Genomic DNA, 13,343 nt, shown 5'->3' with positions numbered 1-13,343 from the left:
AAAATAACAATTTTTTTCTAAAATTACAAATAGTTATATTAAAATTAAATTCTAATTATGATAAAATTATTTAAACTCTAATTTAGGTTAAAAGATGGATTCAAATAAAAAAATTACGATAATAATCTTTTCAATGGTTACTTTATTAACTATAGTAATCGTAGCATTAGTTGCAATTGGTTCAAGAGAAAGTGGATATAACGGAGCTATAAAAAGAGCTTATTTAGCTGCAGACATTGTAAAAGAGACATTAACTTCCCATATGATTAATGGAACAATGGATAAGAGAGAAACTTTTTTAACTAGCATTAGTCAAATAAAAGAGATAAAAGATTTATGGATAATAAGAGGAGATAATGTTTCAAAACAATTTGGTAAATCTGCAAATAGAAATGAAAAACCAAAAGATGCGATTGATGAAAAAGTTTTAAGAACAGGAAAAGTAATTACTCTTCCTAGTGAGTCTTTAAAAAGTGCTACTTTAAGAATCACTATTCCTTATACTGCTTCATCAGTTGATAAACCAAATTGCTTAAGCTGTCATAATGCAAAAGAAGGAGAGGTTTTAGGTGCTATATCTTTAGAATTTGATATTCAAGATGATAGAATTTCAAGTATTACTGTATTGTTAAATATAATTGCAATTATTACAGTATTTTTAATACTTATACTTATTTATATAAGTAGAAAAATCAAACCTTATACTTCATCATTTGATTCAATTACAGAAGTGTTAAAAAAAGTACATGAAGGTGACTATTCAGTTAGAGCAAAAGAAGGTGTTCTAAAAGAAGATAAAGAAGCCTTTCAATGGCTAAATGAAATCATTGAAAAACTTGAAACCGTACTAACGGGTATTGAGAAAAACTTAACATCATTTGTGCATAATAGAGCTAGTAGTACAAGTAGTGACAAACTTTTAACTGCACAAAAGATAATAGAAGATATTACAGAAATATATAACTATAAAAAAACTATAGAAACTGATTTAACTAAAGATGATATTTATTATAGATTAGTACAAGTTTTTAAAGATAAGTTAAAAATAGAAAGCTTTTGTATTTATGAAAATGATTTAAAAAGAGATAACAGAAAAGTAATATTCTCTACAGAAAATACAAGACCATGTTGTAGTCTACTTAAAAATATAAAAGAGCAATGTAGAGCGGAGCGAACAGATACAGTAGTTTTATCAGAAAACTTCCCAGAAATTTGTAGAATTGCTACTTGTGATGATTGTTCAGATTATATTTGTATTCCATTTACAATAAATAAACACAAAAGTATAACTGTTCATGTTCTGTGTGATAGTAAAAACCATTTAGAAGAGACTAAATACAAAATAGGAATTATTAAAAAATATTTAGAAGAGACAAAACCTATTTTAGAAAGTAAAATTCTAATGGATGTTTTAAGAGAGCGAAATCTTGTTGATGGATTGACAGGACTTTATAATAGAAAATATTTAGATGAGTTTATAGAGAAAAAAATGCCTCAAGAATTAACTCTTGGTTCAACTTATGCTGTTATGTTCTTAGATATTGATTATTTTAAAATGGTTAATGATACTTATGGACATGATGCAGGTGATACCATTTTACAAAAACTTTCAAAAACAATGAAAGCAGAAATTTCTGATAATGATTTCATTATTAGATTTGGAGGGGAAGAATTCCTAATAATTATGGAAAACCCAACTGAAGAGAGTGCAAAAGATCTAGCTACAAGAATAAATAGTGAATTTTCAAAATTAGTATATACTTTTAATAATGAATCATTTAGTAAAACTGTAAGTATTGGTTATTCTTTCTTACCTAGTGATACTGATCAGATGTGGAAATGTATCAAATTTGCTGATTTATGTTTATATAAAGCAAAAGAGACAGGTAGAAATAGAGTTATAAGATTTACTAAAGATCTTCTCATAAATAAAGATAAAGACAATTATTAAAATTGTCTTTATCATCCTTTTATTTTAATATTATTAAATAATCTTCCAAAAACAATCAACTTTATTAATTATTTTAATTATATAAAATCTGTATATTTTTTATACATTTATAGATATCTTTACACCTACATTCAAGCTACAATTCTACTGTAAAATTATTCTAAAGAAATTAATAATCAAAATTCTTTGATCTTTTACATTAGGATTAAATATGAAGAACACTTATAAATATACACTTGGACAAAAGACTTATACGTTTAAAAACTTAGTTGATTTAATGGCAAAATCCACCCCAAAAAGATCTGGAGATGTTTTAGCAGGAGTTGCTGCAAGTTCATCCCAAGAAAGAGTTATAGCTCAAATGCGCTTAGCAGAAGTCCCACTAAAAACTTTTTTAGAAGAACATCTTATCTCATATGAAAAAGATGAAATCACCAGACTTATTATAGATGATCATGATAGTGAAGCTTTTAAAATCATTTCTCATCTTACGGTTGGGGATTTTAGAGATTGGCTCTTAAGCGATACTACAACACCTGAATTAATAAAACAAGCAAGAGCTGGTATGACACCTGAAATGGTAGCAGCTGTTAGTAAAATCATGAGAAACCAAGACTTAATATTAGTAGCAAAAAAATGCCCAATACGTACCGCTTTTAGAGATACAATAGGATTAAAAAACCATCTTTCAACAAGATTACAACCAAATCATCCAACAGATGATGTTAGAGGAATAACAGCAAGTATTTTAGATGGATTATTATATGGAAATGGAGATGCAGTAATTGGTATCAATCCAGCTACTGATAATGTTGAACAGACTATAAAACTTCTAAAAATAATGGATGAAATAATTACAAAATATGAAATCCCCACACAATCATGCGTTTTAACCCATGTTACAAATACTATTGAAGCTATTGAAAAAAAAGCACCCGTTGATTTGGTTTTCCAATCTATTGGAGGAACGGAAGCTACAAATACAAGCTTTGGGGTAAATTTATCTATTTTAAAAGAAGCAAGGGAAGCAGCACTCTCTTTAAATAGAGGAACCGTTGGAAATAATGTTATGTATTTTGAGACAGGACAAGGAAGTTCCCTATCAGCAAATGCAAACTTTGGAGTTGACCAACAAACTTGTGAAGCAAGAGCTTATGCTGTTGCTAAAAAATTTGATCCACTATTAGTAAATACTGTTGTTGGTTTTATTGGACCTGAATATTTATTTGATGGGAAAGAGATTACAAGGGCAGGATTAGAAGATCACTTTTGTGGAAAACTATTAGGACTACCAATGGGTTGTGATATTTGTTATACAAACCATGCAGATGCAGATCAAAATGATATGGATAACTTATTAACTCTACTTGGAGTTGCTGGATGTAATTTTATTATGGGAATTCCAGGTTCTGATGATATCATGCTTAATTATCAAACCACCTCTTTCCATGATGCTCTTTATGCAAGAAGAGTTTTAGACTTACACCCTGCTCCTGAATTTGAAACTTGGTTAAAAAAGATGGAAATATTTACAAATACAGATACATTCTCTTTAAATAATGATATCCCTTCTGGCTTTTCAAAATCACTTAAAAAAGTAATTGGAGCCTAATATGGAAAATAAAATCATAAATGAAACATCAAATAAATCAAATGTTATAAAAAATCCATGGTCAGTCCTAAGAGACTATACAGATGCAAGAATTGGATTAGGAAGAAGTGGAGTTAGCCTTCCAACTTCTCACTTACTAGAGTTTCAACTAGCCCATGCTCAAGCACAAGATGCTGTTCATTTACCCCTAGATGTAGATTACATTTTTGAACAAATAAATAATACCTCATTTAATGTAAATATTGTAACTTCAAATAGAACTAATAAGGAGCTCTTACAAAAAGGACATAAAGCTATTCTTCTACACTCTGAAGCAAAAGATAGAATTGAATATCTGCAAAGACCTGATTTAGGAAGAAAACTAAATCAAAAATCACACAACATATTAAAAGATACAGTTTCAGTTGAAACTAGACCTTATGATTTAGCAATTGTAATTGTAGATGGGCTTTCATCTTTGGCAATAAAAGAAAATGCCATTAATTTTATAGATAAATTATGCCAAGCACTATCACAAGATAAACAAGAATGGAGCATAGCCCCTTTTACAGTTGTTCAACAAGGAAGAGTAGCTATTGGCGATGAAGTTGGCATGTTATTAAATGCAAAAGCAACTTTAGTATTAATTGGAGAAAGACCAGGGTTAAGCTCCCCTGATAGTCTTGGTTTATATCTTACCTGGGACGCACAGGTTGGCCTTACAGATGCAAATAGAAATTGTATTTCAAATGTTCGATTAGATGGATTATCTTATGCCGAGGCTGTAAAAAAAACAATTTATCTATTAAAAGAATCTCGAAGATTGGAATTATCAGGAGTAAATTTAAAAGATAGAACGACAAATGATGAAATCGAACTAACTAACAGTGAAGAAAACTTTCTTCTAAACTAAAGGATAAGAGAAATGGGAAAAACTAAAATTGATCAAGACTATCTTGCAAAAAGACAGTTAAAAAGGGGAACAGCTGGTTGGATGTTACTTGCTGGACTTGGTATTTCATATGTTATTTCAGGTGATTTTGCTGGATGGAACTTTGGTATTGCAGAAGCTGGTTGGGGTGGATTTGCCATTGCTGCTGCTTTAATGGCTGTAATGTATTTTTGTTTAGTTTTAGCATTAGCTGAAATGTCAGCTGCAATACCAGCTGCTGGTGGTGGATATAGCTTTGCAAGACAGGTTATGGGACCAGCTGGTGGATATTTAACTGGACTTGCTATTTTAATAGAGTATGCTATTGCACCTGCTGCTATTGTTATTTTTATTGGTTCTGCTGTTGAGGCTTTACTTGGTATTAATGGACCATTAGTTTATGCACTATTTTATGCAGTATTTATTGCTATTCACTTATTTGGTGCAGAGGAAGCTTTAAAAACTATGATGGTAATTAGTGCTTTAGCTGTATTTGCTATTATTGCTACTGCTCTTGCTTTAATTGGTAATTTTGATGTGTCAAATCTATTTGATATTAAAGCTTCTGCTGATGTTGCTGGAGCTACTAGTTTTTTACCATTTGGTTGGCATGGTGTTTGGGCTGCATTGCCATTTGGTATGTGGTTATTCCTAGCAGTTGAAGGTGTACCATTAGCTGCCGAAGAAGCAAAAAATCCTGAAAAAGATGTACCAAAAGGTATTATTGCAGCAATGATTTTCTTACTTATCTCTGCTGTTTTAGTTGTATTTTTACTTGCAGGTGTTGCAGGTGCTGATGCAATGGGTAAAAGTGCTGTTCCTTTAGTAGATGCTTTAAATGTAAATGGGAATACTACTTTAGCAACTATTGTTAATGTATTAGGATTAGCTGGTTTAATTGCATCATTTTTCTCTATCATTTACGGATATAGTAGATTAGTATTTGCCTTATCAAGAGCTGGTTACCTACCACAATTTTTATCTTTAACAAGCAAAAAGAAAACTCCTACTTGGGCTTTAATTGTTCCAGGTGTTTTAGGATTCTTAGCTTCACTAACTGGTGAAGGTGATTTAATGTTAGCTATGGCAGTTGTAGGGGCTACGATTTCATATGCACTAATGGCATTTAGTCATATCTTATTAAGAGTTAAAAATCCAGATATGCCAAGACCTTATAAAACTCCTGGTGGAGTTCTAACTTCTGGTATTGCTTTTGTATTATCTATCATTGCCCTAACAGGTGTTTATGCTTTTGACCCAAGAGCATTTAATTATACTCTTGTTTTATATGCAATTGGTGCTTTATATTACTTCTTCTATAGTAAAAATCATTTAGTTGCAAAAACGGCTGAAGAAGAGTTTGCTATGCTTGAAGCTGCGGAAGCTGACTTAATTCATGAGTTAAGTGAAAATTAAAATATAATTAAATAACATAGAATATAATGTCTATGTTATTTTTCTTCATCCAGCATCGTATAATGTAATTCCAAACCTTTTGAAGTAGCAATAAATCCATTTACATTTATTTTGCCTTCATGAACCATTTTATGATGTTCTTTACATAGTGGTATTAGATTATATTTGTGATTTGCATTTACATGACCTATGAAGCCATCTTTATTTGCCTTAGCTTGCTCTTTTATGTGATGTACATCATCAACATTTTTTCCACATATTACACAAGTAGAAACAATAAGGTCTTTATTGTATTTTGAAGTTTTTCTTTGTGAAATTCTCTCAATTGGTTCATAATCATCTGTTAGTTTTTTTCTTATATCATTTGCCATTTTAAGGAACTCTTTATCCATATGAAGTGATTTAGCATACTCTAAACCATACATACTACTTCCACTTCCATATTGAAGTTTTCTATTAAATATAAGTTTATCTTCACTATCTTCATACATAACAGATAAGTGTAGACATATTATATTTTTTAGTTTTTCTATTTCTGGAAGTTCAGGTAGTTGATGTAAGTGTGTAGCAAACATAAAAATTGATTCTAATTTTGCTAGTTTTAATATAGCACTTGCCACAATACTAACTCCACTCATAGTTTCAGTACTATGACTTATCTCATCACCAAGTACAAGTGAATTCTTAGTAGCTCTATTAAATATATTTTTAAGTTCTAACATCTCAACTGCAAAAGAAGATAATCCTTTTGCAATATTATCAGCTCCTGAAATTCTTGTAAATACTGCATCAAAAATAGAGAATCTCATTGATTTACACGGTACATAAAATCCAGCTTGAGCTAAAATTACTGCTATTCCTATTGATTTCATAAGAGAAGATTTTCCACTTGAATTTATTCCATAAAGTAAAACACCATGCATTTTGTTATTAAACATATTTATTGGATTTGAGTTTTTAATGATAACATTATTTTTATATTCATCACTTGCAAGACTAAGTTCTCCTAAAATAATATCATTAGGCACATAAATACCCTGCTCTTCTCCATGTTCAATTATAGGATGTCTTAAATCTATAAGTTCAATAAAACTCTCATCATCTTTTGTTTTTACTATTTTTGGAGGTGAGTAGTTATGTTTTTTTGCTGTTTTTATATTTGAAACTGTTAAATCGATTTCAGCAATAAATTGAACTAACTCTTCCAATAATACTGCAAACTTTTTCTCAAATTCCAGAAGTTTTTCTTTAAAAACAAGTTTATTTAACTCAATAATTTTTCTTAAATTATGAACATATTTATCTGAGATATCTTCTGTTAGTTTACAAGTTATTTTTACAGAATTTGTTTGAACTTTTATTTTAAAATCTTTAAATAAAAGTAATTCATCATCAATAATCAAATGTGAATTTAAAAGCTCTTCTCTCATAAGATTAAATCTACTTTTTGTAAGTCCTAAATAAAATCCCTCTTTGTCAAGTCTTTGAATACTAACAAAGTTTTGGTCATTTGATTTTAAAAATCCCAAAATATGAACTCTCAATATCTCTAATTTTTCTACTAGTTTTTTATTTTCATTTGTAAGCTCATCAATTTTTGTATTGATTCCTTCACAAATCATATTTGCTTCCACATCTTTTAGCATATACTTGCCACTAATAGATAAATCAAAAGTAGAATCAATAGAGTCAATAAACATCTGTAACTCAGCAGATGTACAAGGTGCTGTAAAAAACTTATAGTTTTCCATAAAAGCCACTACTTCTTTGATACTAATAAGTGAATCATATAAATAATTTAATTCAAAGGGATGAAGTCTTGAGAGTTTAATTCTTCTAGTTAATCTTTCTATATCATAAATATTTGCTAATTCACTTTCAATTGGAGTATGATAATCATATAACTCTTTTGATAAAGCATATCGTCTAAGTAACTCTTTTTCATCTTTTACTGGATGAGTGAGTCTCTCTTTTAAAAGTCTTTTCCCCATAGCAGTTGAAGTATTATTTATGATTTTTATTAAAGATGGATTATGAGAAGTTTCTATTATATTTAATTGTTCTAAGGCATTATTTCCAAGATAAATATATCTGCTAATATCTAGCTTTTGAGGGAAAGATAATTTTTGAATAATTTTAGCATCATGCCCAATTACAAAATCAATTAATACTGCTAATGATTCAGTAGCTAAAGGAACTCTTTCCATATCAAGATGTTCTATTGAGGTTAGAAGTGATTCTATATTGAATACATTTTTAAATAACTCATTTTGATAAACAATTTTTGGTCTAAATGAACTTATATGAAAAGTTTTATGAGATAATTCAAGATATTCTATTATCTCTTTTTGATTTATTGCTTTATCACAAAAGGAGATAACTACCTCATTTGTTTTGTGCATATTCATATAATTGAAGCACTCATCAAGGGCAAAATTTTTATCTTCGCTTGTTCCATGAACTTCATTGTAATAACACTTTCCAGTTGTAACATCAATGGCACTATAACCAACAGAAAAGATTCCTTTATTACAATCTATTGTAAGTGAAGTAATATTATTTTCGTCTTGGTCAATTACAAAATCAAAGTTTGTCCCAGGACTTACAACTGTATCAATATATCTGCTAACTTTAGGAGGAAGACCTTTTTGTCTTATTAATACAACTGTGTACTTTTGTTCACCAATTATTCTAGCAAGATGTTTTTCTAATGAAATTGCAGGAACTCCTGCCATAATTGGATTCTCTTTAGAGTTTTCTAAAATTGCCTTGTTTTTTCTTGTCAATTGTATATTTAAAAGCTCAGCAATCTCTTTAGCTTTACCTATTTGTTCTTCTTCATTATTTACTTCATAAACTTCAAAAAAGGTTCCTATTTCCATAAGAACTACAGTATTTGATCCATATTTTTCTTCAAACTTTTTTTGAAGTTTAAAATAAGTTATTGTTAGAAGTTCTTTTTTATTTTGTAAAAGGTCATTAAGCTCAGCATTTACCACTATTTTCTAACTCCTGTCCATTCTCTTATCAAGGCTCTTTGTTCTTTTGTTAAATTGGCTTCTTTATGTATCCAAATATAACTAGCCAAAGGCATAGCAGCATAAACTGTTCTATGTATTTTTTTAAGTTTTTTTTCTTTTTCTTCTTTAGTATAATTTGCCCAAGTACTAAAATCTAATGCTTTTCTTCCATCAACCACATGCCCTTCTATTATCCAAGATCCAGGTGCAATTGAACTATACCATGGCCAAATAGTTTCACTTGAGTGGCAATCATAACAAGCATTTTTTAATAAAACTTTAACCTCTTTTGGTGCTTGTATCTCTAAAGACTTGTCAGTAACGGGGTTTGTTTTGTCTATTTGTATTGCTTGCATTAAAAGCAACACTATAAAAAATATTAAAATAGTAATTTTCATTTATTCTCCATAAAACATCTCATAAGGCCTTTTTATTGCATCAATAAAAACACTTATGCTTATATTTTTTCCTTCTCTTAAAAACTCTTTCCCATCAAGGTAAAATAAAATTGTAGGAGCTTGAAATACTGAAAAATAAGAACTTATTTCTAAGCTCTCATCAATTCTTATTTCGAAAAAACTAATTTTATCGAAATAAGTTGAAATTTCTTTTTCTATCTTTGGTTTTAATACTTTGCATACTGAACAATTTTTAGAAGAAAAGTATATAATCAAAGCCTCTTTCGAGGCTATCTTCTCTTTTATCTGTTCTAAATTATTTATTACTTCCATCTTCTTTTGTTAATTCTTTTTCATTACTTTCTTCATTTTCTTCATTTTCTTCATTTCCATCTTTTCTATCTTTTCTATTTTGAAAAATATCATGTCTACTTAAACTAATCCCTTTCATGTGAGTTAAAGGAAAAGCAAAAGCGATACCTTTTCCTTCTGTTGTAATATGAAGTGAGTGAATAATTGATTTTATCACAGGATTTACCCTAGCTTTTGGTAATAAAAATAGAAGTAAAGAATCATTTGCTTCAAAAGATGTTCGATAGAAATTGTGCATTTTCCCAAGGCCCATACCATCTGCTCTTAAAACTGTAACTCCATTTGCGCCAGCTTTACTAGCTGCTTGTATTGCATCTATTTTTTTATCTTTTGGTACTATTATTGCAACAGCATAAAAATCCATAGGCAAAGAGTGTCTTCTATTACTTCCATCAATATTTACAGTTGCTAAATCCATATTTTCTGCATCGACTAAATTATCTCGTAAGATATTTTCAGCTTCAATTTGTGTATCTGACTTAACTCCAAGTTTTTCAGTTAGTATCCCATACAACATAACTGTAATCATAGGAAATAGTGAAGCAAAGGCAATAAGTCCAAAACCATCAATAAGTGGGCTTCTTCCTGGAATATTTGTAGCAAGACCAATTCCAAGTGCTGCAACTAGTGGAACAGTTACTGTTGAAGTTGTAACTCCTCCACTATCATAAGCTATTGGAATAATATACTTTGGTGCTATAAAAGTTAAGATTATAACAACAATATATCCTACAATAATATAATAATGGATATGTCCACCATCAACTATTCTAAAGGCACCAAGGGCAATACCAATGGCAACGCCAAGTGCAACAAACAGTCTTAGTGCAAAGTCATTTATTCTACCATCACTAATCTCTTTTGCTTTTTTTGCAATGGCCATAAGTGCAGGTTCTGCCATAGTTGTAGAAAATCCAATGGCAAAGGCAAAGGCATAGATTACTAATACTGACTTACTTTTTGTTAATTCATAAGCCATTGTTTCACCAAGGGTAAATAGCCCTAGTTCTAAGCCTAATATAAATGCATATAAACCAATAATAACAAGAACAAATCCTAAAAATACAGTTTTTATATTTTGAATGCTTTTTTTCAATACACCATATTGGAAAAACAATATAATAAGTAATATTGGTGTTACATCTTTTATAACTGCAATTATCCCCATTATCACAGAACTTATTGTTATGTCTTTTGGTGAAGAGATAATTGGATTAATTGCGATTTCTGCAACATCTTTTGCATCAACCAAAGAATAAACAGCTATTCCATAAATTTGTACAAAAATCATAGGAGTAAGTGAAGCAAAAGCAATAAGTCCAAATCCATCAATTACAGGATTTCGTCCTTTTATATTTGAAGCTAATCCAATACCAAGGGCTGCAACTAAAGGAACGGTTACAGTAGAGGTTGTAACTCCTCCTAAGTCATACGCAAGTCCAATAATCTCTTTTGGAGCAAAAAAGGTAATACTTACAACAAAAAGATATCCTACTATTATATAATAGTGAATTGGATGACCTTTTATTATTCTGTAAACACCAAGTAAAATTGCAAAACCAACAGAACCTGCAACAACAAATCGTAGAACCGAAGCATCAATTCTACCACTAGAAATTGAAGCTGCCTTGTCTGCAATTACAGCAAGAGCTGGTTCTGCAATAGTTGTACCAAAACCTATCATAAAACCAAATATTAAAATCCAAATTGTCCATCCAGATTTTGCAAAATCACGAGCAAGGCTTTCCCCAACTGGAAATATACCTATTTCCAAACCTTGTAAAAAAATTGCAAGCCCAACAGCTACAATAATTAAACCAATAGTTGTAGATATCCACCCAGGTGGTACTGTTTGTAAAATTGCTAATTGAAAGAATAAGATTACTAAAATTATTGGAAGAAGATCTCTAAATGAATCTTTTAATAATTTTAAGAAAAAGTTAAACTGCATCATATTTTAAAGCGCACCTTTTTTGTTAAATTTATAATATATTAGCGAAATAAAATAAAATAAAAGTTTTAAAAGGATAATTTTAAAGAAGAAATAATATAAGAGATTAATCTCTTATATTAAATTTGATGTTCACTGTTTTTAGCTAATCTCTCTTTTTGAGAAAGATATGAATTAAGTGCACCTAAATACGCCTTTGCAGTTGCAAGCATAGTGTCAATACTTAAACCATGTCCCACAAATGATGGTGAAGATTTATCAAAAATAACTCTTGTTGTTACTTTTGCTAAGGCATCTTTACCTTCAGTTACTGAAGTTACATTATAACTTTGTAATTCTCCACTATAACCTGTAAGTCTATCAATAGTTTTGAAAATTGCATCCATTGTACCATTACCAATATTTGCTTCAATCATAACTTCATCTTTATGTTTAATTGACACAGATGCCATTGGAGTTCCTGATGAACAGTCAGAAATTTGTAATCCAACTAATTCATAAGTTTTATCATGATTTAAAGACTCATCTGTAACTAACATTCTAATATCATCATCAGTAACATCTTTTTTCTTATCAGCTAAGGCTTTAAATTTTTCAAATGCAGTATTTAACTCTTCCTCAGGTATTTTATCAAATCCTAAGTGCTCTATTTTATCTCTAAATGCTGCACGACCACTATGTTTTCCTAAAATCAAATTAGATTCTTTGTAAACACCAATATCTTCAGGTTTCATGATTTCATATGTTTCTTGATTTTTTAACATACCATCTTGATGAATTCCACTTTCATGGGCAAATGCATTTTTACCAACAATAGCTTTGTTTTGTTGTGGTTCAACACCTGTAATTGTTGCTACTAATCTAGATGATGGATATATCTCTTTTGTATTTATATTTGTATATAAATCACCAAAGGCATCTTTTCTCGTTTTAATAGCCATTACAGCCTCTTCTAAAGCAGAATTCCCTGCTCTCTCACCCAAACCATTAACTGTAACTTCTATTTGTCTAGCACCATTTAAAACAGCAGATAAAGTATTCGCTGTTGCCAATCCTAAGTCATTGTGATTGTGAACTGAGATTATTGCTCTATCTCCTGCAAAATCACTTAATTCTTTTACCATTGCACCTAATTCTGTTGGTAATCTATATCCTACAGTATCTGGTAAATTAATTGTACTTGCCCCTGCTGCAATAACTGCATCCATAACCTCTTTCATAAAAGAGATTTCACTTCTTCCTGCATCTTCTAAAGAAAACTCTACATCATCAACAAATGTTCTTGCATATTCAACCGCACGAACTGCTCTTTTAATAACTTCATCTTCACTCATTTTTAATTTATATTTCATGTGTATTGGTGAAGTTGCAATAAAAGTGTGAATTCTGTGCATTGCAGCTTTTTGTACAGCTAAACCTGATTGTTTAATATCATTTTCAATTGCTCTACTTAAAGAACAAATACTTGAGTTTTTAACAACTTCTGCTATTCTTGAAACAGCATCAAAATCCCCAGGACTTGCAGCTGCAAAACCAGCTTCAATAACATCAACACCTAACTTTTCTAATTGTAAAGCAACTTTAATTTTTTCGTCAGTATTCATAGAACAACCAGGACTTTGTTCCCCATCTCTTAATGTAGTATCAAATACTATAATTCTATTTTTATCCATCTTGTAACCTTTGTATATTGGGTATATTATATCTTTAAAA

9 protein-coding genes are annotated in these 13,343 nt (G+C 30.0%); 4 read left to right on the top strand and 5 right to left on the bottom strand.

All coding sequences use genetic code 11. The features are described from left to right. Positions 1 to 94: 94 nt before the first annotated feature. From ACNI3D_RS03715 to eat, 4 genes are all read left to right on the top strand, one after another. Positions 95 to 1,951, top strand: coding sequence for a GGDEF domain-containing protein (locus tag ACNI3D_RS03715; protein ID WP_419768293.1), 1,857 nt, complete (start codon positions 95 to 97; stop codon positions 1,949 to 1,951). Positions 1,952 to 2,162: 211 nt separating this feature from the next. Next, on the top strand, positions 2,163 to 3,563 hold the full coding sequence (locus ACNI3D_RS03710; protein WP_419768292.1) for an ethanolamine ammonia-lyase subunit EutB: 1,401 nt from the start codon (positions 2,163 to 2,165) through the stop codon (positions 3,561 to 3,563). Position 3,564: 1 nt separating this feature from the next. After that, the gene (eutC, locus tag ACNI3D_RS03705; RefSeq protein ID WP_419768291.1) at positions 3,565 to 4,455 is read left to right on the top strand and encodes an ethanolamine ammonia-lyase subunit EutC; all 891 of its coding nucleotides are present in this window, start codon (positions 3,565 to 3,567) and stop codon (positions 4,453 to 4,455) included. A 12-nt stretch (positions 4,456 to 4,467) separates the two neighbouring features. Next, the gene (gene eat, locus ACNI3D_RS03700; RefSeq protein ID WP_419768290.1) at positions 4,468 to 5,889 is read left to right on the top strand and encodes an ethanolamine permease; all 1,422 of its coding nucleotides are present in this window, start codon (positions 4,468 to 4,470) and stop codon (positions 5,887 to 5,889) included. 35 nt (positions 5,890 to 5,924) lie between these two features. Here the strand turns inward: eat and ACNI3D_RS03695 are convergent, their stop codons facing one another. From ACNI3D_RS03695 to ACNI3D_RS03675, 5 genes are all read right to left on the bottom strand, one after another. Beyond that, the gene (locus tag ACNI3D_RS03695) at positions 5,925 to 8,888 is read right to left on the bottom strand and encodes a MutS-related protein (RefSeq protein WP_419768289.1); all 2,964 of its coding nucleotides are present in this window, start codon (positions 8,886 to 8,888) and stop codon (positions 5,925 to 5,927) included. After that, a complete protein-coding gene (locus ACNI3D_RS03690) occupies positions 8,888 to 9,307 on the bottom strand; it encodes a heme-binding domain-containing protein (RefSeq protein WP_129100032.1) in 420 nt (139 codons plus the stop codon). Before ACNI3D_RS03690 ends, ACNI3D_RS03695 begins: the two co-directional genes overlap by 1 nt. Beyond that, entirely contained in the window at positions 9,308 to 9,640 is a 333-nt protein-coding gene (locus ACNI3D_RS03685) for a thioredoxin family protein (RefSeq protein ID WP_129100031.1), read from the bottom strand. Then, the gene (locus ACNI3D_RS03680) at positions 9,624 to 11,633 is read right to left on the bottom strand and encodes a DUF1538 family protein (RefSeq protein WP_419768288.1); all 2,010 of its coding nucleotides are present in this window, start codon (positions 11,631 to 11,633) and stop codon (positions 9,624 to 9,626) included. The genes ACNI3D_RS03685 and ACNI3D_RS03680 overlap by 17 nt, the downstream gene beginning before the upstream one ends. Positions 11,634 to 11,749: 116 nt before the next feature. Next, the gene (locus tag ACNI3D_RS03675; protein WP_419768287.1) at positions 11,750 to 13,303 is read right to left on the bottom strand and encodes a 2-isopropylmalate synthase; all 1,554 of its coding nucleotides are present in this window, start codon (positions 13,301 to 13,303) and stop codon (positions 11,750 to 11,752) included. Between the last annotated feature and the right edge of the window lie 40 nt (positions 13,304 to 13,343).

The sequence above is a fragment of the Arcobacter siniprincipis (SeqCode) genome (assembly GCF_048571125.1).
GTDB lineage: Bacteria > Campylobacterota > Campylobacteria > Campylobacterales > Arcobacteraceae > Arcobacter > Arcobacter siniprincipis.
The sequence above is the reverse complement of the archived record's forward strand: the minus strand, read 5'-3'. Positions and strand labels throughout refer to the sequence as shown.